Genomic DNA, 24,418 nt, shown 5'->3' on the forward strand with positions numbered 1-24,418 from the left:
ATTCGAACTGATGGTTTCACGTAGAACGCGACGGATCGTGCTCGCTGTCTTGACGGCGGTGTTCGCGTTTGCGGGGCTCGGCGCTTGGGCGATCGCGTCTCCCGTCGGTGCCGCGCCAGACGATGACTACCACCTGGCCAGCATCTGGTGTGGCCTTGGCGACCGCGAGGGTCTGTGCGCGCCAGGGGATCAGCCGAACGAGCGGGTAGTCTCTGAGCGGCTTATCGAGAGCTCCGGCTGCTTTGCTCAGCAGTCAGAGAAGAGCGCCCAGTGCGCGCTCGATGATTCTCGTATGATTTCCACCGAGCGAGGCAACTTTGTCGGTGCCTACCCGCCGGTGTTTTACGCAGTGATGTCGGTGTTTGCGACTCCAGATATTGCGGTTTCCACTGTGGTGATGCGCCTCGTGAATGCTGGTCTCTTTGTGGGCGCGGTGTTCTCAGTCTTGGCGCTCTTGCGCCCGGGCCAGCGCGGGCCAATCATTTGGACGAGCGTAGTGGCATTGGTGCCACTGGGTGTGTTTATTATTCCGAGCGTGAACCCAAGTTCCTGGGCGTTGTTGGCAGGGCTTCTGGTTTGGGTTGCGAACTACGGCTATTTCACGGCGACAACCTTGCCAAGAAGAATCGCGCTCGGTGCTATTACCGTGGTTATCGCGGTGATGGGCGCTGGGACCCGTGGTGATTCGGCAGTATTTGTTGCGTTTGCAGCTCTCGCCGCCATGATTCTGACTTTTGAGAAGAATCGTGTTTGGCTAAAAAAGGCCATTCTTTCGTTTGCCGTCATTGTTATTGGCGCTTTTTTCTTCCTGGCTTCGGGGCAGTCAACTGGTGCGGCAGTCGCCACCGTGACTCAGGGCGGGGCAACTGCGGTCTCAGCTGATGAGCTTGGCGCTGCGACCGAATCTGGAATGGGGCTAGTTTTCAGCAACCTGCTCGATTTGCCTTGGCTTTGGACCGGCGGCACCGGCACCTGGGGTCTTGGCTGGTTCGACACTCCGCTCGTGAAGTCTGTTTGGGTGCTCATGATCGGGGTGCTCTTTGCGATTGTGCTTTGGGGACTGCGAGTGACCTCAATGCGCAAGGGCATCGTGCTGATTCTTGCATTCAGCGCACTCGTGGTGATTCCTTTGTATGTTCTACACGGCGAGGGCGCACGGGTTGGCGACTGGGTACAGCCTAGATACATGTTGCCGCTGCTGATTATTCTGATCGGCCTCGCCATTTACGGCTTTGCCCACGATCACCTCGGGCTAAGTCGATTGCAAGCTGGTGTGCTGTTTGCGGCCGTGGCACTGGCGAATTCACTTTCGCTCAGAAACAATATGCGCCGCTATATCACTGGTACTGATGTTGGCGGCTTTAATCTGAACCACAACATGGAATGGTGGTGGGATATTCCTGTCTCGCCAATGCTTGTTTGGTTTGGCGGCAGTGGCGCATTCGCGCTCACGCTACTCGGTGCATGGCTTTGGCTCTACCCGAAGGGTGTTCGGCCGGTGCCAGCGCAAGAAGAGATTTCGCCAGAACTGAGGCGTTCAATCCGATAGATCTGTTGGGGTGTGGACGTCGAGAGCGTTTGCTACCAGCCACACCGCTGGGGTGAGCTCCGGGCAAGCTGACGCGATTTCTCGGAGCAATTCGAACTCCACATGATCGGCGTTGCGTTTGTGCTCCGCAGCCTCGTCGGTGCTTCCGTGCCCGGCGAGCCTCGCGAGCGAGAACTCGGCAAGTTGTCCACGTTCTTCAAGGAGTTCGCTTCGTAGCTCGAACACGACGAACTCATCAACCGATGGAATCTCAGAAAGAGTGGTGAGCGGGTCTTCGCCTTCTCTGCCGCGATACTCGAGTATCGCGGTTCGCTCGATTGTCGCGAAATTTCGCAATTGCGCGAGTCGTTCAGAAGTCAGCATCACTCGAAAGAGCTTAGAGCACCACCATGAGTGCTTCCGACTTCGGAAAGCCCACCTAGACTTTGATCTGTGTCGAAGAGGGAAACAAAAACTATCTGGGAACTGCAGGGCTTAGTTGCCCCGGAATCATTCTCATATCGAGAGGGTGATCACTCAATCCTCTGGTATCGCTGGCCGCACCCAGAGGCTCCAAGATTCGTGCTGGTGCACGGCATCGGCATGGGCGCGGTAACCTTCACCCGTTTTATCGAAGCGATTCTTCCGGATGCTGAGGTTTTAGCGGTGGATCTGCCCGGCTTCGGCGACTCGCCAGAGCCCGAGCGCGCACTGAGTATTCCAGACACGGCGAACCTGCTCGCTGAGGCCTTGCGTGCCGCAAACGAGCGCACAGGCAGAAACGATCCTGTCGTGGCCGTTGGGCACTCGATGGGAGCTCAGGTTGTTGCTGAGCTCGCTGCGCGGCACGCAGACTTGGTTGATCGCGTGGTGTTGTTTGCACCAGCGGTGAATGCTGCCGAACGCACTGTCAAGCAGCAGGCGAAGCGCATGATGCAAGATCTCTTTGCAGGCAAACCCTTTATTGCGATGGCGACTGGCGTGGTCGAGTACATGAAGGCCGGCCCTCGCTGGTTTATTAAAAAGCTTGAACCTACGATGGATCACCGGATCGAAGACTGTCTGCCGCAGGTGGTACAACCAGCGCTGGTGCTCTGCGGCAGCAAGGACAAGGTCACCCCGCCCGAGTGGTGCTATCAGGTCGCGCTTGAACTGCCGGATGGTGAGCTGACCGTGCTCGGCGGGCCCGGGCATGAGGCGATGATCGCTGAGGGTGAGACCGCCGCCGAACGAGTGTGGCACTGGCTCGAAAGCTGAGGTAGCTTCGGCGCAGTCGCCGATCCAACGAAAAATACAGCCGGCCACCGCATGTTGCGATGGCCGGCTTTTCGGATTAGCTGTCTCGCGCGACTGCGCCGTGCTGATCCCGCGGAATTGGCACCTTGCGCCACGGCAGTTTCGTTGGCTCGGTGTCTTGAGCCGGAATCTCGAAATCGAAGCGGGTCTTTACCGCGAGAATGATCAGCATCAGCCAGCCGCTTTCAAGCAGCAGGCGGCTCTCGGTAAGCGACTGGACGAGCAGCGCGGTGAGCACCAGTAGTGGCCACAGCGCACTCGTAGCAAACGGCTGAGCTGGGCCGGGACCGCGACGCGGCTGATCCACCGCGCGGAACCAAACACGTTGCAGCGTGAGTACCACGATCGGTGCGAACACCAGCACACCGATAATGCCCAATTGCAGCCACACATCAAGCCAAGCATTGTGCGCGCTCATTACAGCGATACCGGCCTTTGTGTCGAGTCCCTTAAACGGCGCAACCCAGGTTGGCCAGTAGCTCACCCAGCCCCAACCAAACCAGGGCCGCTGCTCGACAAGTTCCCAAACTTTTTGCCAGGTTTCAACTCGGCCAGTGAGGTCACCGCTTTTACCAAGCAACCCAAACAGGAACTCGCGAGCGAAGGTGACTGCGGCAACCGCAACTGCGAGTAGCGCGCCAGCCGTCCAGTACACCGGCATGCGATGCTCTTGGCCGGTGCGCCGGCCCCACAGAGCAAACACAAGCACAACCGCGACGACCAGTAGCGCCACCCAAATTGTCGCGCTTCGGGTGAGGACAAGGGTGAGCACTGCGATGGCAACCCAGAACCAGCCGGCGCTGCGGCGGACAAGTCCGGCGCGCAACTGAATGGCGAACAGAATGAGTGAAATCAGTGCGATAAAACCGAGCAGAACCGAGTTTGCGACGATGCCCTGAATTGGGCCGCCTGAGAACAGCAGATCTCGGCTCCAATACAAGATCGCTGGGGTTTTGCCGGCAGGTCGCTCAACCCACCATGCCAGGAGCGGTTCGCGCACGAAGATAGCGACCCACAGTTCAAAAAGATAGGAGACTGCGAGTAGCCAGCGCATCGATGTGGCAAGTGTGCGCAGCAATTCGTGCCAACTCAAAATAAAGGCGAGCACCACTGCGGTTGCGGTGGTCAGGATCTGGGCGACCACTCCGGCGACGGTTTCGAGTCGGTAGGCGCTCCAGAAAATGGAGAGCGCGGCAAGAACGAGAAACCAATAGATCGGTGCGGGTAGTCGATACCAGCGAAACCGTGTTGGTTTCAGCCTGATAAACAGCACCACGCTCGTAATCGCAAGGCCGGCAGCCAGCACAAAAAATGCCGGCAAGCCGACCAGGTAGCGCACCCCGTTGCTGCCAAACGTGAACACGAATACAACGATTGCGAAGGCGCTTACGCCCAAACGAGTCTTACTCTCGGTCATAGTCGGTATGGTAGCGGGTGGATACGGAGCTACGAACATGTTGATCTTCATCGAGAACACCCCGCGCGCGTACGCGTGGGGATCTCGCGATGCATTGCCTGAGCTGCTTGGCGTTGCCCCTACGGGTGAGCCGCAGGCGGAGCTGTGGCTTGGCGACCACCCTGGTGCCCCGGCGACCGTGGCTAAGGCCAGGCCCGTGCCACAGACGCTGATCGATCTGATCGAAAGCGATCCGGGCCTCTACGGGGTAGATGGACAGCACCTGCCGTTTTTGTTGAAGGTGCTCGGAATCGGCGCTCCGCTCTCGTTGCAGGTGCACCCGAATAAGGAGCAGGCTGAGGCCGGTTTCGCTCGCGAGGAGGCTGCTGGTGTGCTGCCAGGCTCACGTGAGCGCAATTACGGTGACGACAATCACAAACCTGAGCTGCTCGTCGCGCTGAGCGAAGTATCTGCTTTGTGCGGGTTTCGTGATCTCGCGGCTGCTCGTGAAGACTTTCTTGCGCTCGCCGCAGCTGCTCCCGAGGGGGCAATGCGTGATTCGCTCTTGAGTGTTGCTGAGCGGTGTCAATCGCTTGCTGGCGATGATGAGGCGCGCTCCGAGTTTTTGCACTGGGCGCTTGGCGGGGGACCGGGTGTCGCCGAGGCGCTCGAGGCTATTGAGCATGTTCTTGCGAAGGTGCCTGATGGTGGGGTGGGGATCGATCCCGCGCGTGTGCAGGCCCTCGTAAATCTCACTGCCACCTACCCGGGCGATCCGGGCACGCTTATTTCTGTGTTGCTGCACTTGGTCACGCTGCAGCCGGGCGAGGCGATCTATCTGTCGGCGAGGCAATTGCACGCATATCTTTGCGGAATCGCGGTTGAGGTCATGGCGGCTTCGGACAACGTATTGCGTGCTGGCTTTACGCAGAAGCACATTGATGTTGACGAGGTGCTTCGAATCGTTGACACTTCGCAGCTTGATACCCCGCGGATTTTTGCAGATCACATTGCTCCGGGTCTTGTGACCTGGGCGCCAGCGGTGCCGGAGTTCGCTCTTTCTCGGGCGAGGCTTGGTGATCCAGCGAAGCATCTTGCGTTTGATGAGCCGAGTTCGGTGCAGATCGATCACGAATCGCCGAATGGTGAAGAATACAGCGAACCCGCAGAAAGCGTGATTGTTGCTGTGCCCTACCCGACTGTGCTTGTCGTGGTGTCGGGTCGGGTGCGTGTTGAGCGTGTTGGGGGCGAACTCTCAGAAGTTGCGAGTGCCGGTCGAGGCCAATCGCTGTATGTTTCTGCGGGTGAAGACATTGAACTTACCGGTGTCGCCGAGGTGTTTATTGCGACAGTTGGTACCAAATGGTCGCGCGTGTCTAAACCCTCAAGTGCTAATTGAGGGTTTAAGATTTCCAGCTTGACTTCGTCGAACTACAACGGTGTAATTGTGTGAAGATCAGAGTCCGACACCACACCGAGAGGAGTTCAGTGCCAATGTCGCTTCACTCCAACAGCTCGCAGGTTCCCGGCAACTGGTACGTCGACCCAGTATTTCTCGGGGTTCCAGGCGTACGTAAGGTTGATGACGATGAGGCGCTCGCCTGGCAGGGAGACGCACTCTGTGCGCAAACCGACCCAGAAGCCTTCTTCCCAGAAAAGGGCGGCAGCACCCGCGAAGCAAAGAGAATTTGCGATGGGTGCGAAGTTCGCAGCGAATGCCTCGACTACGCGCTGGCCAACGATGAGCGCTTCGGTATCTGGGGTGGGCTCAGCGAACGCGAACGACGCAAGCTTCGCCGCGAAGCTGGCTAACTCTTTCTTCTCAAGCTAAAGGCAGCCTGCCCGCAGGCCACCTTTAAGATGCTCTTGCGCAGGACCATCAAGGTGCCTTTCCGTGAAGGCCCCTCGTAGATTTCGATTTCTGCGGCACGCCGTGGCAAACATCCCAGGCGATCAGCCTAGGCTTGCGGTGTTATGCGAACTAGAGTGACCGCCATTCTCGTCGCCAGGCACGGCGGCGAGTGGCTAGACCAGACCCTCGCGGGGATTGCCGCGCAAACACGGCAGCCCGAACGCGTAATCGCTGTCGTGAACGGCGGGCGCGAGAGTATCGCGCAGCAGCTCAGAAGCGTGGCCGGTATTTCGGGCGTGGTCAGCACGCAAGCGATTACTTCCTTCGGTGCTGCGGTGCAGCAGGGCATCGCAGCGGTGCCAAGCGACCGGGCAGAAACCACACACTCGCAGTTCACCGCCGGTGCGGCTGAGCAACCACAGACAGAACCCTTCCAAGACTGGTTCTGGCTGCTCACTGAAGATTCAGCCCCAGAGCCGCGCGCACTTGAAGAGATCCTTTCGACAGTGCAGCGCGCCCCCTCGGTCGCAGTTGCGGGTCCAAAACTCGTCGACTGGGATCACCCGGACCGGATCATTGAGCTCGGCCAAAGCCTGACGCAGCGGGGCGATCGTTGGCTATTGCGTCGCCAAGAGCGCGACCAGCAACAATACGACCATCTTCAAGATGTACTGGGTGTTGGCCCAGTCGGCATGCTTGTGCGGGCAGACGTTTGGCGTCAGCTTGAGGGCTTTGACCCCGCATATGCCGTGTACGACGACGGCCTTGACCTCAGCGTTCGCGCCCGACTGGCCGGCTATCGTGTGGTCGTCGCGCCCACTTCGCGTGTGCGCTTCGCGCAACTGGGTGTCGCCGGCCCTCGCATCGAACGATCAAAGCGAGTGCTGCGGGCCGCCCACCGCGAGGCACGAACCTCGCAATTGCATCGCCGAATTTCATACGCTCCGGCACTTGCTGCCTTCTTTATGTGGCTCGGATTGCCGCTCGTTGCGATCGCGCGAGTGTGCTGGGCGCTCATTCGAGAGCAGCCGGGCAACATGTGGGCTGAGTTCTCCTCAGCTCTTCGAGTCTTTTTCACCCCAGGATCGCTCACCGCTTCACGGCGTCGAGTTCGTGGCGCAAGCACAGCAGGTTGGAGCGCGGTTCGCCCGCTCCGGGTAGACAGCAAGACAGTGCGAACCGCACGCATGATCGACCGAGAAGCAATTCTTGCTTCGCAGGGCCGAATGCGCGAAGAACTGCACTTTATTTCGACTGGCGGTTTGGCAGTCTTGCTGGCCAGCGTGCTAGCCGCAATCGGTCTCACCTGGTGGGCGCTCACCAAGACCAGTCTTGCAGGCGGGGCGCTTGCACCGCTCAATTCGATTGGCGAACTCTGGGCAAACACACGCATCTTTGATGGTGTCGCAGCTGACCCGTTCTCTTGGGTGCTCGCGCTGCTTGGCAGCCTCACCTTCTGGAACCCATCGCACGCGATTGTGTTGATGCTCGTCGCGGCTATTCCGCTGGCGGCTCTTGGCGGCTGGATTTGGGCGGCTCAGCTGACCAAAAACGCTGCGGGCCGTGCACTATTGAGCTTCGCGTGGGCGTTTAGTCCGGTGCTGCTCGGCTCGCTCGCGGGCGGCCGATTGCCAACGCTGATTCTTGCCGTTGTCCTACCGTGGCTCTTGCTCGCGGCCACTCGCGCACGTACCTCGTGGAGTTGGGCTGGTACAGCTTCGCTGCTTGCAGCCATTGTGCTCGCTTGCGCTCCTGTGCTGCTGCCTGCCGCGATTGTGCTTCTGGTGGTTGGCATTATCAGCTCGCCGCGCGGTACGGCCCGTGTTCTCACCGTGGCAATCGCTCCGCTTGCGCTTTTCGCACCGAAGCTGTTGATGCTGTTGCGCGGTGCAAACCCTATCGACCTGTTGCTTGATCCGGGCATCGTTTCGCCCTTCACCCCGGGTAACACGTGGCATCTGCTGCTTGGGTTCCCAGAGTTCGGGCTCGAAGGCTGGGGTGCAATCTTTGAGCAGATCGGCCTCGGCAATTTCCCTGTCACGCTGCTTGTCGGCGTGCTGCTCTTGCCAATCGTGCTGCTTGCAGCGATTGGTTTGCTCACCGGGCGAGTACCGTTCACCGTGCTGCACGCGGTGCTCGGTGGTCTCGGTTTGCTGACCGCGGTCGTGAGCGCAAAGCTGCAGCTCATGGTGGTGGGCGGCGAAGCTGTTTCGATCTGGACCGGTTCGGGTATTGCGCTCTACTGGATCGCAGTTCTCGGTCTTGCCTCAGTTGGCACAACAGTGCTGCGAAAGGCCGCCGCTCCGGTTGTCGCAGTTTCACTTGTGCTTGCGCTTACTTCGGTTGCTCCGGTTGCGGTTAAATTGGCGACGGCTCAGACCGGAATGGTTTCTGGTGAAGCCCAGATGCCAGCGCTCGTGCTCGCAGCGGGCACTCAAGATCCCGACCTTCGAACTCTCGTGATTACCGTTGAGGGTAAACGTGAGGTGCGTGCTCAGATAGTGACCGGCGCAGGTTTGCATCTTGACGAAATGCGTACCGGTGCGATCTCCGAGTCGTTGACGGTTGAAGACAGCAAGCTGGCTGAGGTTGTGGGCGCGCTTGCGAGTACTGGCGATGAGGATCGCACGGCCTCGCTACTCGCCGCAGAGGATATCGGTTTTGTGCTCTTGGAGAATGCCGGTGATGCGACCGAGCGTTCGCAGTTGCAATCTGCATTTGACCAGCAGACCGCTCTTGAGAACGCTGGACAGACATCACACGGACTGCTCTGGCGTGCTGCCGATACGAGTGCGAATACCGCCGTTGCGGATGAGCATGTTGCCTCGGGCCCGTGGCTTGTCGGTATGAGTTACAAGGTCTTCACTCAGCTGATCTGGTGGATTCAGGTTGTTGTGCTCGGCGCCATGATTTTGCTCGCCTTGCCTACCGGTGAGGTGGTTGAAGAGCCGCAGCGCAGGCGCAAGCGTAAGAACGGCAAGACTGGGCCCGACGAGGTCTTGGCAAAGACCGACGAGACCGCACCGGCTGGGGCAGAGCAATCTGCCGCTTCGGTTGAACCGGCAGTAGTTGAACCTGCGACCGCTGACCCCGCAACCGAGACAACAGCTCCGGTGGAGCCCTCGGCTGACGAACCGCAGAGGGTCGATCCAGCGTCTGAACATAACGCGGATGCAAACGAAATCTCTCAGGCGATTGAAGACCGGGAAACTACCGAGGCTCAAGAACCAGCGGAACCAGCGGAACCAGCAGAATCAGCGGAACCAGCGGGACCAGCGGGACCAGCCGAGCCGGCAGCCGCTGCTGAGAAACACCCACAGCGCAAGATTCCAAAGTTCTTGCGCCCAGCCGACGATGAGGCGAGCGAGGGAGGCGAACGATGAGTGAAAAGTCAAAGAGCATGCTGCGCGGAAGCGCGCGGGCGCTGACGGGTGTAGCAATCATTGGTGTCTCGGTAGCTACCGCTGCGCTGCTTGGCTCTGGGGTTGTCGGGATCCCGAGCTTCGAACGTCAAGCCGTCGCGGTCACCGCAGACGCAAGCCAGAACGCAACTTATGCACTGGTGTGCACGGGCTCATTTGCCGAACTCGGTTCTGATCCGTCGAGGCCAACCGCAGCAATCCCTGGAGGCAGCAGCACAGTGCTGCTCACCGGGGAATCGCTTGAAGAACGCGTCCTTGCCCGTGAAACTGAAGGCGGAACCGCGCCATCAGTGATCGAAAGTTCTGCAGACGGGAATCTTGCCGCTGCAGAGCTTCAGCAGGTGACCACAACGGCACTTCAGGGTCTCAGCGCCTCCAGCTGCGCAGAACCCGTGCATGAACAGTGGCTCGTCGGTGGTGGCACTACTCTGGGCCAATCCACCACGCTTGTACTTGGCAACCCGTTTGCCGTGCCATCCACTGTGCAAGTTTCAATCTTTGACGAAAACGGCAAGGTTGACTCATCACGCACCACGGGTGTGTTGGTGCCAGCCGGATCGCAGCGAATTGTGTCCTTGAACGGCTACGCGCCTGGGCGCGAAAGTCTGGTTGTGCGTGTTGAAAGCACGGGAGCCGCCGTGACGGCAGCCCTCGGAGTCTCGCAGACCATTGACATTCGCTCATTCGCGGTAGACACCGCTACCCGCCAGCTTTCACCTGAGCCAATGCTTGTCATCCCAGGTGTTGCGAACATGGTCACAGAAGAAAAAGTCTCTGACGGTGCTGCGCCCGACACCGACTTGAATCCGATTCAGGTTCGTTTGCTGTCGCCTGAGGGCAGCGGCACAGCCGTGATCAGCGCGCACGACCCAGAGGGCAGCTCAACCGAGCTTGGCACCGTTGAACTCAAAGCTGGCGTGGTTTCTGACTTCAAGGTGAAACAGTGGCCAGCAAATGCCCAGGCGATCGTCGTCGAAGCTGATGTACCTGTCGTCGGTGGAGCCCGGGGCTCGGCTGATGTGCCACCAGCACATGATTACGCCTGGTTTTCTCCCGCACCAGAACTGCCAAGCAACAGCAAGTTCGGCGCTTCGGTCGTGCTTGGCGGAGAACTCGTGCTGACCAACCCAGGCACTGAAGAAGTCACAGTCACAGTGGCTACCGAGGGTGCAACTGCGCCAGAGCAGACAATTAACCTGCCCGCAGGCGCCGCAATTCCCGTCTCTGGCAAGGGTCAACTGTGGCTCACCAGCACGGGTCCCGTCTATGCCGGGGTGCGCATCCTGAGCGGCCCAAACATTGCTGGCTATCCGGTGCTTGCGCCGATGGAACGCAGCCTGGCCCTCACAGTATTTACCCGCTAACACTTGTCATATGGCTCCCGAGCGCACAGAACCAGAGCGGCCCACTGGCTGGGAGAGCAGGCTGTGCGCTCGAGTCGGGTGCGCGCAAGTGGCGCGGTACACACTCACCGCTGACTACACAGACAGAATGATGGCGGTGGGGCCGCTCAGTCCCGAACGCACCCCGCCGGCGCTCGACCTGTGCGAGAGACATGCTGAATCTCTCGCGCCGCCAGAGGGCTGGCAGTTGGTGCGGCACAGCTCCGACTAAGTAGACTGATGACGTGTTTGGGCGAGAGAAACGGGCGAGATTTGATCCCCCGGCGGTACCTGTGAAGCGTCACGGGCGCCGCGCCATCCGTTCTTCGCTTACCGGCCCTCAGCTGCCAAATCCTGACGCCAGAGTTGCGCGTTTTGAACTTGCAGCCCGCGCCGCCCTTGAACTTCTGCGTCGAGATCTCGGTAGTGATCTCGACGGTATTCGGATCGGATTTGCCACCGCGCCCACAGGCGTAGGCGAAAGCGAGCAGCCACTCTTTTATTCGATTGATCGGCCCTCACGCACTATCGTGATGTTTCGAATGCCGATCCAACGCGCCAAAGGCTTGCACGTTGACGATGAAGAGCACCGCAGATACTTCATTGCGCACTGCGTGCACCGTGCCGTTTGTGAGTACCTAGGCCGTGAGCCGTGGGAAGTCGCGCCAGGGCGATTCGACCACTTCTAGCCGACACGCCGCGGGTCCTGGCACCACTTGGGTTTAACGCGCTTGAACGGATGGTGACGAACAAACGCAGGTGACTCATACATAATGGGAGCATGAGCGCACGCATTCTTGTGGTTGATGATGACAGAGCCCTGTCTGAGATGCTCGGAATGGTTCTGCAGGGCGAAGGCTTCGATACGGTTTTTGCTGCAGACGGCCCCTCAGCGGTCGAGCTGTTTCGTGAACACCGCCCCGACCTGGTGCTGCTTGACCTGATGCTTCCCGGTATCGACGGCATCGAGGTTGCGGCACGTATTCGCGCCGAGTCTGGTGCACCAATCATCATGCTTACCGCGCGCAGCGAAACGGAAGACGTTGTTCGTGGCCTAGAAGCTGGTGCCGATGACTACGTTGTGAAGCCATTCAACCCCGTCGAGTTGATTGCTCGCGTGCGGGCTCGACTTCGTGAGCCTCAGCAGGAGGCTGGCGAGAAACTCCGTGTCGGTGATATCGATATTGATGTCACTGGTCACGAGGTGCGCCGAGGCGACAAGACTGTTTCACTCACTCCGCTGGAATTCGAACTTTTGGTGATCCTCGCGAGAAAACCTCAACAGGTGTTCACCCGCGAGGTGCTGCTCGAAAAGGTCTGGGGCTACCAGTACAAAGCCGATACACGTTTGGTGAACGTACACGTGCAGCGTTTGCGCGCCAAGATCGAGCTCGACCCGGATCACCCCACCATTGTGACAACCGTGCGCGGCGTGGGGTACCGCGCCGGTGCAGCAACGGAGTAGCCGTTTGGCGGCGACAAAACGACACGGTCGGTCGCCACTTGGGTTGCGCCTTCGCCGCCTGAGGGTGTGGCTGCTGCGCGTCACCAAGCCGGTGCTTGGGCCAGTGCGCGCTGCCTGGGCCAGTTCGCTACGCCTGCGCACCATGACCATTACCGGTCTGATTGCGATCTTCATGGTCGCTCTCATGGGTGCGCTCGTGCTCGACCGAATCAGCACTGACCTCTATTCCTCGCGGCGTGATCAGGCGTTGCAAGACTCCGCGCGAGCGACCCTTGCCGCGCAGGGGCAGCTCGATGAGTCAGATGCCGCCGACATTAGCTCACTGACCACCCTTGCCGGCTCGGTTCGCAGCACCGTGCAAGGCACCTCGGCTAGCCAGTTGATCTATTTGCGTAGGCAGGCGGGGCAGGGGCCGTCAATTCTCGCGCCAGATGATTCGTTCACTTCGCAGCAATTGGTTGATGTGGTGTCAACTGACCTGAGCGAAGCCCTGATCGAGGGTCGGGCGCCGCAGTACTGGCAGGCGGTGCGGCTTGTCGACGATGGTGGTGTTGTGTCGCCAGGTATCTTGGTGGCCTCGACCGTGGTGTTCCCGGCGGGAGCTGGCAGCTACGACCTGTACATCGGATACAGCTTCGCCGATGTCAGCAAAAGCATTGAGTTTATTACTCGCGCGCTGATCATTATGGCTCTGCTTCTGCTGTTGCTTTTGGCGGTGTTGGTGTGGGCGATTTCTGGGCTGGTGTTCCGTCCGATTCGAGCCGCGGCTTCTGCAAGTCATCGCCTGGCCGCCGGCGAAATTGATGCTCGTATTCCGATGCAGGGCGACACGCACTTTGACGAGCTCTCAAACAACTTCAATCACATGGCCGATACCTTGCAGTCTCGTATTGAAGAGTTGGATCAACTCTCAAGCATGCAGCAGCGATTCGTTTCAGATGTGTCGCACGAGTTGCGCACTCCACTGACCACTATCAAATTGGCAGCTGAGGTACTGCGAAGTCAGGTGGCCGACCCGGAATCAAGCCAGGCGAGGCCTGTGCAGGTGCTCAGCGATCAAGTTGATCGATTTGAGGCGCTGCTGGCCGACCTGCTTGAGATTTCCCGCTACGACGCGGGCCCGGTCACCCTGGAAACAGAACCCACGAACCTGGTGCTGCTCACCGAGGAAGTGGTTGAGGGGCTACGCCCACTCTCAGAAAGCTTGATTGAACTCAGACCACTTGGTGGTTTCGGTGTGATCGAGGTTGATCCAAGGCGTATTCGACGTATTGTGTCAAACCTCGTAGGCAACGCAATTGAGCACGGTGAGGGTCGCCCAATCGTTGTTACGGTTGACTCGAACGCGTCGGCCGTGGCGATTGGCGTTCGAGATTGGGGTGTCGGCATGAAGAGCGAAGACACCCTGCACGTGTTCGACCGTTTCTGGCGGGCCGATCCATCGCGAAAACGCACTCTGGGAGGCACCGGGCTCGGGCTCGCAATTGCGTTTGAAGACGCTGCCGTGCACGGGGGCCTGCTTGAAGTCTGGTCACGACTTGGCGAGGGCACGAACTTTCGGCTCACGCTGCCGCGCGGTGACGAATCGGCAGCGTTTATGTCGCCCGTGCCGCTGGTGCCAGACGACGTGGTGCCAGAAGATGGCGACCCCGACGTGACCGGGGGATGGCTGCGCAGACCCCGCAGACGAGTGCGAAGGGAGAAAGAACGATGACACGTCGTATACGTTCAGCAATGCTCGCTTCGCTTGCGGTGCTCGCGCTTACTGCCTGCGCGACCGTGCCTGATTCGGGTCCCGTTCGAGAAGGGCTTCCAAATCTTGCCCAGGTTGAGCGTGGTGCCTACCTGAACCCGCAGGGTCCAATTTCGGGCGCAGACCAAGAAACCATCGTGCGAGGTTTTGTGCGGGCCGCATCGTCACATGCCAACGGCTACGAGATTGCGCGAGAGTTTCTTGCTCCAACCTATGCTGAGCTCTGGGATCCCGGCCTCGGGGTGTTTGTGAATGAGGGGCCTCAGCAGTACCAGAGCACCGAATCAGGGCTGGCGGTACTGACCCTGCATGTGAGCGCCACCGTTGACTCCGGCGGCACAATGACCCCAGCGAACCCTGAGCAGGGCACAGACGTGCAATTTGAGCTCACCAAAGTCAACGGTGAATGGCGCATCTCGTCTGCCCCCAACGGCATTATTCTCGACCGGAGCACCTTCTCAGCCGTCTGGACGACCAGGCAGCTCTACTTTTTGAGCCCGGACCAACGCCTGGTGCCTGAGATTCGTTGGTTCCTTCGTAACTCGGCGATGCCATCACAGATTGTGAATGCACTGCTGCAGGGCCCGTCGGCGCTTATATCGGGAGCCGCGCGGAGTGCGTTTCCAGAGGGCACCACACTGTCGACGAGAGACGTAGCGGTTGTCGACAACACCGCGGTGATCGACTTCTCGACCGAAATGCTTGATGCCGATGACAGTGAAATGGCAGCGATTACCAGGCAACTTGAAATGAGCCTGCAGGGCCTTTCAGGGGTGTCGCGTTTTCAGATCGCAGTGCACGGCACGGTGCTCGCCGGGGGAGACGCGGCAATTTCTGAAGAAACCCCCGCTGGCGAACATCAGAGCATTGCGCTCATGAAAGACGGTGAATTCGGTCTTGCTGCCGGTGGATCGCTGACTCCGATGAATGGATTGAGCGACAAGATTGTTGAGCTTCGACCGGAGGCTGTCACGATGTCACCAGATCTGAACTCGGCAGCGGTGCTCAACAGCGATGGTGTGGCCCTCGTCACGAAAGAACGCAGCATCGGTCTTGATATCCGTGATGAGCAGATTGCGCCGAGCATTGATGCGCTCGGTTACATCTGGACGTACAGCGAGACTCAGCCAGGCATTATTCGGGCAAGCACTCCAGACGTGCACTGGACCGAGCTGGCAGTGCCTTGGCTTTCCGACGTTGAAGTTGCTGCGATTCGTCTGTCGACCGGGGGCAACCGACTCGCGGCACTCGTGCAAGACGAAACTGGAACCAAATTCTTGGTAGTCGGGGTGGTTCGCGACTCGAAGGGTCTGCCCGTAGGTCTTACCGAAGAGGTGAGTCTGCAATTCTGGGACTCGGGAGCACCAATCGATTTCGACTGGATCAGCGACAACCGGTACGTGCTGCTGAGCGAAACCGGTTTGCTCGGCAATTCGGCGCGCGTCACGATCGGTGAGGTAAGTGGCAGGTTCGCAGCGGAGTCGGGCACGGTTTCGGGTGGCTCCTCGGTCAGCGGCGGCGGTGGCAGGCGCGCGCTATTGCGTGTGCTCGGCGAACAGCATCGAATGTTTGTGCCGCAGGGTTCTGGCTGGCAGCCATCGATGAACAACGTAGATCTGATCGCGAAGGTGGGCTAGCAGCAGCTCGACGGTCTTCGCTCACAGGGGCGTTGGATCGCCGGCTGCCTCGGCGGGCTGTGTAGATCGGCGCAGTCGACCCCTCGCGGGCTCAGAATCTCACCATGCGTGAAAAACGAGGTGCACTTCGAGAACTCTGGCTCGATCTGCGCTCAATCCTGTGGCCCTGCAGCTGTGTGATTTGCGGGGCAGCGAATAGAGAACTTTGCCTGCCATGTGAAACCGGGCTGCGCGCCACCATCGGCAGGGCCGGTCGGGTTGCTGCCCCACTGCTTGCCGAGGTGTGGGCGTACGGCCCCTATGAGGGCGCAATGCGTCGCCTCATCGTGAAGTACAAGCACGGCGGAGCAATCCGGTTCGCTCCACTGCTCGGAGCACTGTTCGCCGGACCCCTAGTTGCAGCGCTAGAGCGCGGCAGCGGATCAGCACTCATCGTGACCGCCCCATCGCGCATCGAGCGCGTGCGAAGCCGCGGGTATCGACACCTCGACCTGATCGTGAGCCACTCGCTTCGGTACATAACAAGGCAGGGGCACAAGAGAGGCCAGCTCGGGAGTTTTTTGCCGGGTGCACTCCAAGCAGCTCCTGGGCGAGCCGGGCAGCTTGGTCTGAGCGCGGCAGATCGAATTCGCAACGCCAAAAAGGTGCGCGTACCAAGACATTTGCACAGCAGATTGCAAGGTTCCGAAGTGGTGCTGGTCGATGACATCATGACCACCGGAGCCACTCTGAATGCTGCGATGCAAGCGCTCGCCGCAGTTGGCGCCCGAGTAGTCGCGGTGGCCATCATGAACAACACTCAGAGAAAAGATGAAATCAATTCTGACGGATTGCTGAACAATGTGGAACTGGAGGGGGCAACAGCGGTAGGGTTCGAGAAAGGCGTGAAGGTGCGTCCGCCAATGTGGCCACCCGCCTGAACCCAAAGGAGGTCACCATGGATGTAAGCATTCGCGGCAGGGGCGTCGGAGTAACCGATCGCTTCGAGAACTATGTGGGTTCGAAAACCGATAAGGTCGAACTCCTCCTCCCGAAAGCGCAAGCCTTCGAAGTTAAGGTTTCGCGTCTCAGCGACCGCAGTCCAAACAACGGGGACCGCGTCGAAATCACGGTAGTAGGTCCCGGCCCGGTCATTCGAGCTGAAAGCACCGGCAACGATAAATACACCGCGTTCGACATCGCATACGGTCGAGTGCTCGAACGCATTCGCCGTATGAAAGATCGCAAACAAGATCGTCGAGGCAAAGGTCGCACCTCGCTCGGTGAAGCTGCAGCCGAAGGTTTCAGCGTGGTTGATGTTGCACCCGCACCGCTTGAAACTCTCGAGGCAGTTGCAACCGGCGCGAATCCGGTCATAAACGCCGAGCAGACTGAAGAGCAGTACACCCCAGTGGTGATCCGCCAGAAGGAATTCCCGGCAGAACGCTGCACCATCGATGAAGCGGTCGACCAGATGGAACTCGTCGGTCACGATTTCTTCCTTTTCATCGAAACCGAGTCAGGGAAGCCAAGTGTGGTGTACCGCCGAAAGGGATGGAACTACGGTGTCATCTCGCTCGCAGACGACTAAACGATAGTTACTTAGCCTGTGGCCCGCTGGATCATTCCAGCGGGCCACTTGGCGTTTTAGGTGCCAAGCGCAAACGGAGTCCGTGTCGAAGCACCAAAGTAAGCGCCTCACAGGCGATCCCGACCGTCATCTTCGATTTACCGGCACGGCGCTGGACAAACGTGATCGGCACTTCCGCAATCGGGCAGCCAGCCTCCTCAAGACCCCATGCGAGCTCAACTTGGAAGCCATAGCCTTGCGTGCTTGGAAAGCCTTCAGGGAGTCTTGAAAGCCAGCTCTGATCAATGACCCGAAAGCCACTCGTGATGTCGTGCAAACGGGAACGCAGCAGCATCCTCGCCACGCCCGTCCCGGTTCGAGAGATCCAGCGCCGATACCAGGGCCAGCCCTGCACACGACCGCCTTCGATCCAACGCGCTCCAATGACAAGCCCCGCACCGTCTCGCGCCGCCCGCAAAAGCTCGGGCAACTGCTCAGGAAGATGCGATCCATCGGCGTCCATTTCAACGAGCCAGCGGTAGCTGCGAGCAGCAGCCCACTCAAACCCTTCCAAATACGCGGTACCAAGACCAAGCTTTGCGCTGCGATGCAACACGAAGATGCTCGGTGAGTTCGCAGAAAGTTCATCTGCCAGTTCCGCTGTGCCGTCAGAGCTGGCATCGTCAACGATCAAAATGTGAGCTTCGGAAACCACTTGAGTGAGGCGAGAAACCACTTCGCCGAGCGTTGCAACCTCATTAAAAGTAGGCAGAATCACCAGCACTGAGTCGCTACCGCGCGACTGAGCAACCTCCGTGGGCTCGCCCGCCGGAGAAGAAAGTTGATCCTCACTCACAGAACAACCCTAGGCCAGGCTTGCTAAGCTGAGGCGTTGTCACAATTCGGCAACAGAAAGCACGGCGTGCCTGGGCTCAGACGCATCGGGCTCTCACCGTACAATTTCCAGGAGATACGACGTGGCGACAGTCCTCGAACGAGTCCTTCGCGTAGGCGAAGGTCGCACCCTGAAGAAGCTTGAGCGACTGGCCAAGACCATCGCAGCGATCGAACCCACATTTGAACAGCTCAGTGATGAAGAGCTGCGTGGCGAGACCGAAGAGTTTCGCGAGCGTCTCGCAAATGGCGAGACACTTGATGACCTGATGCCGGAGGCGTTCGCCGCGGTTCGCGAAGCTGCGAAGCGCACAATCGGCCTGCGTCCATTTGACGTGCAGGTCATGGGCGGCGCGAACCTGCACCTCGGCAACATCAGTGAGATGAAGACGGGTGAAGGTAAGACCCTCGTAGCAACCATGCCTGCGTACCTCAACGCGCTCGCTGGCAAGGGTGTGCACATCATTACGGTGAACGACTACCTCGCGAGCTACCAGAGCGAGCTGATGGGCCGCGTCTTCCGTGCCCTGGGCATGACCACCGGCTGCATCGTCGCAGGCCAGTCGCCAGCTGAACGTCGCAAGCAGTACGACGCAGACATTACTTACGGCACCAACAACGAGTTTGGTTTTGACTACCTGCGCGACAACATGGCTGGCACCTCTGCCGATCGTGTGCAGCGCGGCCACTTCTTCGCCATCATCGACGAGGTCGACTCGATCCTGATCGATGAAGCGCGTACGCCTCTCATCATTTCGGGCCCTTCTTCAGGTGACGCGAATCGCTGGTTTGCCGAGTTTGCGCGGATCGCGAAGACGCTGAAGGCAGGCGTTGACTACGAAGTTGACGAGAAGAAGCGCACCATTGGTGTGCTCGAGCCAGGCATTGAAAAGGTCGAGGATTACCTCGGCATCACGAACCTGTACGAATCGGTGAACACCCCACTGATCTCGTTCCTGAACAACAGCATCAAGGCAAACGCCCTGTTCACCCGTGACAAGGACTACGTCGTACTGAACGGCGAAGTGCTGATCGTTGACGAGCACACCGGCCGTATTCTTGCGGGCCGTCGTTACAACGAGGGTATGCACCAGGCCATCGAGGCCAAGGAAAACGTTCAGGTCAAGGCCGAGAACCAGATGCTCGCGACCGTTACCCTGCAGAACTACTTCCGTCTTTACGAGAAGCTGTCAGGCATGACCGGTACTGCTGAGACCGAGGCCGGCGAATTTATGTCGACCTACAAGCTCGGCGTCGTACCGATCCCAACGAACCGCACCATGCAGCGCAAGGATCAGCCAGACCTGGTCTACAAGAACGAAGAAGCGAAATTTGTGCAGGCAGTTGCCGATATCGCCGAACGTCACAAGTCGGGCCAGCCTGTGCTGGTTGGTACCACCAGCGTTGAGAAGAGCGAGTACATTTCGCGTCTGCTCGCGAAGTCTGGTGTGCGTCACGAGGTCCTGAACGCTAAAAACCATGCGCGTGAGGCTTCGATCATTGCTCAAGCTGGTCGCCTTGGTGCCGTCACCGTCGCCACCAACATGGCAGGCCGTGGTACTGACATCATGCTCGGTGGAAACGCTGAGTTCCTTGCAGTGCAGGAGATGACCAGCCGTGGCTTCTCGACTGAAGAAGACCCAGAGGCATACGAGGCCGAATGGCCCGCAGTATTTGCTGCTGTGAAAGAAGCAGTCTCGCAGGAGGCGGAAAAGGTCATCGAGGCCGGTGGTCTCTACGTGCTCGGTACCGAGCGTCACGAGTCGCGTCGTATCGATAACCAGCTGCGCGGCCGCTCGGGACGACAGGGTGATCCAGGCGAAAGTCGTTTCTACCTGTCACTGACTGATGACCTGATGCGTCTATTCAACTCGGGTGCAGCCGCCGCTCTGATGAACCGCTCAAGCTTCCCGGACGACCTCGCAATTGAATCGAAGGTTGTTACGCGAGCAATCCAGAGCGCGCAGAGCCAAGTTGAGCAGCGCAACGCTGAGATTCGCAAGAACGTGCTCAAGTACGATGACGTGTTGGATCGCCAGCGTAAGGCTATCTACACTGACCGCGCCCAGATTCTCGACGGCGAAGACATTCAGGCCCGTGTTGAGGTGTTCCGTGAGCAGGTAACCGATGCGATTCTCGATTCGCATGACACCGGCGACTGGGATCTCGATTCGCTGTGGAACGATCTGAAGCAGATCTACCCGGTAAGCATCACTCCCGACGAGATCCTTGCAGAGTCCGGCGGCAAGAGCGTAAGCCGAGACTTCCTCCGTCGCGAGATCCTGTCCGACGCTGAGCTGGCATACCAGAAGCGTGAAGAGGCACTCGGCGAAGAAGCAATGCGTGAGCTTGAGCGCCGCGTTGTGCTGACCGCTATTGACCGCCGCTGGCGCGATCACCTCTACGAGATGGAGTATCTCAAGGAGGGTATTGGCCTGCGTGCCATGGCTCAGCGCGATCCGCTGGTCGAATACCAGCGCGAGGGTTACACCCTGTTCCAGAGCACAATGGGCCAGATCAAGGAAGAGTCGCTTGGGCTGCTCTACAACCTTGAGGTTCAGGTGCGTCAGGCAGAGGGACCAGGAGACCACGTACACCTTGAGGGTGGCGGACTTGAAGCTGAACAGAGCGTTGACGACTCTGCATTTAGCTACTCGGCCCCTGACGAGGATGGTGGCACCGCGGTAAGCGGCGCTGCGACAAAGACTGGCAAGAGCGGTAACCCCGCGAAGAACGGCAAGAAGGCTAAATCTGCCGCTGCAGCCGCAGCGCAACAGGCGTCTTCTGCCCAGAATTCGCAGGCAGCAGCGCCACAGCGCGGTGCGTTTGGTCAGCAGGTTGAGGGTGGCGACGCCGGCAACCGTGCAGATCGCCGTAAGAAGAAGTAGCACATCCACTCCACTGCCGGGTCGCCCCGGTGGAGCATGAATTGATACCCGGTTTCCGGTCCAAATGGAGATTCAATGAACGAGAAACTTACTAAGAATCAGCGACGTGAGCAGGCGCGTGAACAAGCACGTGTCGCTCGCGAATCTGAGAAGAAGCGCGAAAAGCGCAACCGCCTGTTCCTGCAGGGCGGCATCGCGGCAGTTATCATCGCGATCGTCGCTGTGGTTGCGCTGGTTCTGACTCAGAACGCTAAGCCAGCTGGCCCCGGCCCACTGAACATGATTTCTGGTGGTGTTACCTTCGGCAAAGATCTGAAGGTTGAAAAGACCAAGGCTCTGCAGCCCGACGAGGATCGTAAGGCGCTCGACCAAGACTTCGAATCGCTGCCGGTTGACGTCACGATTTACGTCGACTACATGTGCCCAGCCTGTGGCAACTTTGAGCAGCAGAACGGCACCATGCTTGAGCAGTACGCCGGCAGCGGTGACATCGCTCTCACCGTCTTCCCGCTGAACTTCCTTGATGGTCAGTCGCTTGGTACGAAGTACTCGACTCGTGCGGCAAACCTGGTGAGCTGTGTCGTTGACCAGCAGCCAGACAGCGCGTTCGCGCTGCACAATCGTCTGCTTAGCGCTGGTGTGCAGCCACAGGAGCAGACCACTGGCCTGACCGATGATCAGCTGCTTGAGAACGCAGAGGCTGCGGGAGCAAAGCTCACCACCGAGCTGAAGCAGTGCGTGAAGGACCAGCGTTTCGCAAGCTTCATCAACGGCAACTGGAAGTCAGCAAGCGAGACCGGATTGCTTGGTCTCGCGGAAGGCGCTCAGCTAATCAATGACCCTCGTGTCGGCGATCTGCAGCCTGCCGACAAGCCACAGCGCCTCACCAGCACGCCAACCGTTATTGTGAACGGTCAGCAGTGGGTTGAAGGCCGCGACGGAACTCTCGAAGAGTACCTGCTGAAGGTAAAGGCCGAGATTGACGGCAGCAACGCGAAGAAAGACGCGGCTGCAGAGTCAAGCAACTAGGTTTTTTAGCTTCGCTGGCCGCGTTTCATTGCGCGTGGTCAGCGAAGCACCTAAAAACCAGGTATCCTCTTCTAGGTGGTCAGTTTCGACTGAGTACCATTGCCTCCTTAGCTCATCTGGTAGAGCAGCGGCCTTGTAAACCGCAGGTGGTCGGTTCGAGTCCGACAGGGGGCTCAGACGAAAAAAGGACCCGCTTCGGCGGGTCCTTTTTGGTTTGTGTTCCGCAGGCTGCGATGTTTTGCTGTGGATCACGAAGCCACGGGGCGACGGTACGATAGTTGAGTGCCGTCAACAAAATCGAGTCTTCCGCTTTGGCTGGCGCTCGTTGGTAGCGGCTTTGCAGGTGCGCTCACAGCAACCCAGTCGCGAATCAATGGTGGTCTGAGCCAGCAGATCGGTGACCCGTATCTCACCGCATTTATCTCTTTTGCCATGGGGCTCGCGGTGGCAGCAATCTTTGCCGCGCTTAGTCGTCGTGGGAGAAAAGGGTTTGCGCTGGTCTGGCGTGAGTTTCGTAGCGGGCATCTGCCTTGGTGGGCGTTGTGCGGCGGTGCCTTTGGCGCATTTCTGGTGCTTTCCCAGGGTATCGTTGCGACCGTTCTCGGGCTCGCTATGTTTACAGTCGGTATGGTTGCAGGCCAGGTGCTTGGCGGGCTCATGATCGATCGGATGGGTATTGGCCCCGGCGGTCGCGTGAATCCGACGCTTACGCGAGTTCTCGGAACCGTTCTTGCCTTGATCGCAGTCGGATTCTCGGTTGTTGCTGACCTGTCTGGCTCGGGCGGGGTTGGTTCGCAGATGTGGCTTATCGTGATCCCCGTTCTCGTCGGTGCTGGAGTTTCGATGCAGGCTGCGGTGAATGGGGTGTTGCGCTCGGCGGCACAGAGCGCATTGACTGCAACGACAATTAGTTTTCTATTTGGAACTGTGTTGCTCGCGGCCATCGCTGCTGTCTCGGTCGGAATACATGGCTGGCCAGGGTATTGGCCCTCTGAGCCGCTGTATTACCTAGGCGGAGCGCTCGGTACTGTTTTTATTGGACTCGCGGCGGTGCTCGTGCGCACGGCGGGTGTGCTCTTGCTCAGCATGTCGAATGTGGCGGGTCAGTTGCTCACTTCGGTCGCTATCGAAGCAGGGATGCCGCTCGCCGGTGGCGTTTCTACTGGCATGCTGATCGGCACGGGTATTGCGCTAGTGGCGGTTCTGATCGCTGCGTTGCCCGCTAAAAAACGCCCGTAGCTGTGGGTGGGCGATCCTCGTAGCTCAAGCTTTTTGCTGCGCTGGGGAGAAACGTTGGCGCGCCCAGTAATGAAGCGACTGTGCTTTTCGTACGCCAATTAATGCATGAGACTTGCAACATCTGATGATATTCGTCAGACTATTAGAGTTGGCTGAAGTTAGGTTTACCTCAGCTAAGTCCGATGGGGGTCTTTGTGTGCCCCCGTTTTGTTTGTCCTGAGCCGAGGAGTGTTGCCGTGGAGGCATTTGGTAAGCGGATGCGTGGCGGACTCGCCACGCTGCTCTCTGCTGCCCTAGTAGTTAGCGGGGCGCTACTTGCTGCTCCAGCTGCGTCTGCTGAAGAGCCGGCCGCAGAGACCAGCCAGGTAGTTGAGCCACCGGTTGCTGAAGCTCCTGCCGAAGAAACGACTGAGGCATCAGAAACGGCTGAGCCTTCGGAAGCTACCGAAGCTCCTGCCGAAGAGACTGCAGTCGAAGAGGCACCGGCGAGCGAAGAAGCTCCAGCTGAAGCTCCACAAGCGGCAGCGGTTTCGACGCCAGTTGTGGTCACCACTGAAGCTGCGCGTGCCGGCGGCACCATTACCGTAACGGGTAGCGGTTTTAACCCCGCAGCCCCGGGCGTGTATGTCGGATTCGGTCCAGCCGGGCTCCCCGGTTTCTACATTGGGTCAGGCAGCATGCTTGACACAGTGTTCGTTGGACCAACGAACGAGGACGGCTCAACCGAGGCGGGACGCACCGCAAAGCTCAATGCCGACGGAACGTTTACAACTACGTTCACCGCCCCTGCATTCGAAGATGCAAAGTCGTACGCCGTGTACACCTCAAAGGCTCACGGCCAGGGCATGGGCGATAAGTCACAGGACACCACCACAGCGGTCGCCTACAGTGCGCCAGTGGTTGCTGCTCCTGCGGTGACTGTTGAGGGTGCTGTTTCTGATCTTGATCCGGATGCTGCGAATGTGGTGACGGTGCGGGGTACTGGTTTTGTGGCGAGTGATCCGGAGACTTCGGGTTCGCGTCCGCCGCTCGCGGGGAAGTTCACGGGCACGTATGTCGTGTTCGGTTCGTTTGCTGAGGTGTGGCAG

The 24,418-nt window shown here is 59.1% G+C and carries 19 protein-coding genes, 1 tRNA gene and 1 pseudogene; 18 read left to right on the forward strand and 3 right to left on the reverse strand.

What is annotated here, in order from left to right; genetic code table 11:
* Positions 1–10: 10 nt before the first annotated feature.
* On the forward strand, positions 11–1,549 hold the full coding sequence (locus tag QBL02_RS09435) for a DUF2142 domain-containing protein (RefSeq protein WP_282726164.1): 1,539 nt from the start codon (positions 11–13) through the stop codon (positions 1,547–1,549).
* Here QBL02_RS09435 and QBL02_RS09440 read toward each other — a convergent pair.
* Complete coding sequence (locus QBL02_RS09440) at positions 1,538–1,912, reverse strand: hypothetical protein (protein WP_282726221.1); 375 nt, start codon at positions 1,910–1,912, stop codon at positions 1,538–1,540. The two genes, QBL02_RS09435 and QBL02_RS09440, sit on opposite strands and share 12 nt — an antisense overlap.
* 69 nt (positions 1,913–1,981) lie before the next feature.
* On the opposite strand from QBL02_RS09440, the gene QBL02_RS09445 reads away from it, so the two are divergent.
* Positions 1,982–2,785, forward strand: a complete 804-nt coding sequence (locus QBL02_RS09445) for an alpha/beta fold hydrolase (RefSeq protein ID WP_282726165.1) — start codon at positions 1,982–1,984, stop codon at positions 2,783–2,785.
* A 76-nt stretch (positions 2,786–2,861) separates the two neighbouring features.
* Here QBL02_RS09445 and QBL02_RS09450 read toward each other — a convergent pair whose 3' ends face one another.
* Positions 2,862–4,241, reverse strand: a complete 1,380-nt coding sequence (locus QBL02_RS09450) for an O-antigen ligase family protein (RefSeq protein WP_282726166.1) — start codon at positions 4,239–4,241, stop codon at positions 2,862–2,864.
* A gap of 37 nt (positions 4,242–4,278) precedes the next feature.
* Here QBL02_RS09450 and manA point away from each other — a divergent pair, with 37 nt between their 5' ends.
* The 11 genes from manA (at position 4,279) to raiA (ending at position 17,301) form a co-directional block, all read left to right on the forward strand.
* On the forward strand, positions 4,279–5,619 hold the full coding sequence (manA, locus tag QBL02_RS09455) for a mannose-6-phosphate isomerase, class I (RefSeq protein WP_282726167.1): 1,341 nt from the start codon (positions 4,279–4,281) through the stop codon (positions 5,617–5,619).
* Between the two features lie 95 nt (positions 5,620–5,714).
* On the forward strand, positions 5,715–6,032 hold the full coding sequence (locus QBL02_RS09460; RefSeq protein ID WP_282726168.1) for a WhiB family transcriptional regulator: 318 nt from the start codon (positions 5,715–5,717) through the stop codon (positions 6,030–6,032).
* 162 nt (positions 6,033–6,194) lie between these two features.
* On the forward strand, positions 6,195–9,455 hold the full coding sequence (locus QBL02_RS09465; RefSeq protein ID WP_282726169.1) for a glycosyltransferase: 3,261 nt from the start codon (positions 6,195–6,197) through the stop codon (positions 9,453–9,455).
* On the forward strand, positions 9,452–10,858 hold the full coding sequence (locus QBL02_RS09470; protein ID WP_282726170.1) for a DUF5719 family protein: 1,407 nt from the start codon (positions 9,452–9,454) through the stop codon (positions 10,856–10,858). Before QBL02_RS09465 ends, QBL02_RS09470 begins: the two co-directional genes overlap by 4 nt.
* Before the next feature lie 10 nt (positions 10,859–10,868).
* On the forward strand, positions 10,869–11,108 hold the full coding sequence (locus QBL02_RS09475) for a DUF3499 family protein (protein ID WP_282726171.1): 240 nt from the start codon (positions 10,869–10,871) through the stop codon (positions 11,106–11,108).
* A gap of 13 nt (positions 11,109–11,121) precedes the next feature.
* Positions 11,122–11,565, forward strand: coding sequence for a hypothetical protein (locus QBL02_RS09480; protein ID WP_282726172.1), 444 nt, complete (start codon positions 11,122–11,124; stop codon positions 11,563–11,565).
* Positions 11,566–11,657: 92 nt separating this feature from the next.
* Entirely contained in the window at positions 11,658–12,341 is a 684-nt protein-coding gene (gene mtrA, locus QBL02_RS09485) for an MtrAB system response regulator MtrA (protein WP_282726173.1), read from the forward strand.
* Positions 12,342–12,345: 4 nt separating this feature from the next.
* Entirely contained in the window at positions 12,346–14,055 is a 1,710-nt protein-coding gene (mtrB, locus tag QBL02_RS09490) for an MtrAB system histidine kinase MtrB (protein WP_282726174.1), read from the forward strand.
* Positions 14,052–15,731 carry an LpqB family beta-propeller domain-containing protein gene (locus QBL02_RS09495; RefSeq protein WP_282726175.1) on the forward strand — a complete coding sequence of 560 codons (1,680 nt, stop codon included), beginning with the start codon at positions 14,052–14,054 and terminating at the stop codon, positions 15,729–15,731. Before mtrB ends, QBL02_RS09495 begins: the two co-directional genes overlap by 4 nt.
* Before the next feature lie 104 nt (positions 15,732–15,835).
* Positions 15,836–16,651, forward strand: a complete 816-nt coding sequence (locus QBL02_RS09500; protein WP_282726176.1) for a phosphoribosyltransferase family protein — start codon at positions 15,836–15,838, stop codon at positions 16,649–16,651.
* A gap of 17 nt (positions 16,652–16,668) precedes the next feature.
* Positions 16,669–17,301 (forward strand): ribosome-associated translation inhibitor RaiA, encoded by a 633-nt coding sequence (raiA, locus tag QBL02_RS09505; protein WP_282726177.1) that lies wholly within the window; start codon positions 16,669–16,671, stop codon positions 17,299–17,301.
* A gap of 31 nt (positions 17,302–17,332) precedes the next feature.
* On the opposite strand, the gene QBL02_RS09510 is transcribed toward raiA, so the two are convergent.
* Positions 17,333–18,136 (reverse strand): polyprenol monophosphomannose synthase, encoded by an 804-nt coding sequence (locus tag QBL02_RS09510; RefSeq protein ID WP_282726178.1) that lies wholly within the window; start codon positions 18,134–18,136, stop codon positions 17,333–17,335.
* Between the two features lie 121 nt (positions 18,137–18,257).
* Here QBL02_RS09510 and secA point away from each other — a divergent pair, with 121 nt between their 5' ends.
* The 5 genes and pseudogenes from secA to QBL02_RS09535 form a co-directional block, all read left to right on the forward strand.
* The gene (gene secA / locus QBL02_RS09515; protein WP_282726179.1) at positions 18,258–21,062 is read left to right on the forward strand and encodes a preprotein translocase subunit SecA; all 2,805 of its coding nucleotides are present in this window, start codon (positions 18,258–18,260) and stop codon (positions 21,060–21,062) included.
* 75 nt (positions 21,063–21,137) lie between these two features.
* On the forward strand, positions 21,138–22,091 hold the full coding sequence (locus QBL02_RS09520) for a thioredoxin domain-containing protein (RefSeq protein WP_282726180.1): 954 nt from the start codon (positions 21,138–21,140) through the stop codon (positions 22,089–22,091).
* 101 nt (positions 22,092–22,192) lie between these two features.
* Positions 22,193–22,265: transfer RNA gene (locus QBL02_RS09525), tRNA-Thr, on the forward strand.
* Between the two features lie 108 nt (positions 22,266–22,373).
* Entirely contained in the window at positions 22,374–23,330 is a 957-nt protein-coding gene (locus tag QBL02_RS09530) for a DMT family transporter (protein ID WP_282726181.1), read from the forward strand.
* A 236-nt stretch (positions 23,331–23,566) separates the two neighbouring features.
* Positions 23,567–24,418 (forward strand): annotated as a pseudogene (locus tag QBL02_RS09535) (hypothetical protein); the annotation flags it as partial.

This window comes from Leucobacter sp. UT-8R-CII-1-4 (assembly GCF_030010235.1).
In the GTDB taxonomy this organism is placed as follows: domain Bacteria; phylum Actinomycetota; class Actinomycetes; order Actinomycetales; family Microbacteriaceae; genus Leucobacter.

Coding starts and splice junctions, on each gene's coding strand:
- QBL02_RS09435 (WP_282726164.1), top strand. CDS start 11: ATGGTTTCACGTAGAACGCGACGGATCGTGCTCGCTGTCTTGACGGCG.
- QBL02_RS09440 (WP_282726221.1), bottom strand. CDS start 1,912: ATGCTGACTTCTGAACGACTCGCGCAATTGCGAAATTTCGCGACAATC.
- QBL02_RS09450 (WP_282726166.1), bottom strand. CDS start 4,241: ATGACCGAGAGTAAGACTCGTTTGGGCGTAAGCGCCTTCGCAATCGTT.
- manA (WP_282726167.1), top strand. CDS start 4,279: ATGTTGATCTTCATCGAGAACACCCCGCGCGCGTACGCGTGGGGATCT.
- QBL02_RS09460 (WP_282726168.1), top strand. CDS start 5,715: ATGTCGCTTCACTCCAACAGCTCGCAGGTTCCCGGCAACTGGTACGTC.
- QBL02_RS09465 (WP_282726169.1), top strand. CDS start 6,195: ATGCGAACTAGAGTGACCGCCATTCTCGTCGCCAGGCACGGCGGCGAG.
- QBL02_RS09470 (WP_282726170.1), top strand. CDS start 9,452: ATGAGTGAAAAGTCAAAGAGCATGCTGCGCGGAAGCGCGCGGGCGCTG.
- QBL02_RS09475 (WP_282726171.1), top strand. CDS start 10,869: ATGGCTCCCGAGCGCACAGAACCAGAGCGGCCCACTGGCTGGGAGAGC.
- mtrA (WP_282726173.1), top strand. CDS start 11,658: ATGAGCGCACGCATTCTTGTGGTTGATGATGACAGAGCCCTGTCTGAG.
- QBL02_RS09495 (WP_282726175.1), top strand. CDS start 14,052: ATGACACGTCGTATACGTTCAGCAATGCTCGCTTCGCTTGCGGTGCTC.
- QBL02_RS09500 (WP_282726176.1), top strand. CDS start 15,836: ATGCGTGAAAAACGAGGTGCACTTCGAGAACTCTGGCTCGATCTGCGC.
- raiA (WP_282726177.1), top strand. CDS start 16,669: ATGGATGTAAGCATTCGCGGCAGGGGCGTCGGAGTAACCGATCGCTTC.
- QBL02_RS09520 (WP_282726180.1), top strand. CDS start 21,138: ATGAACGAGAAACTTACTAAGAATCAGCGACGTGAGCAGGCGCGTGAA.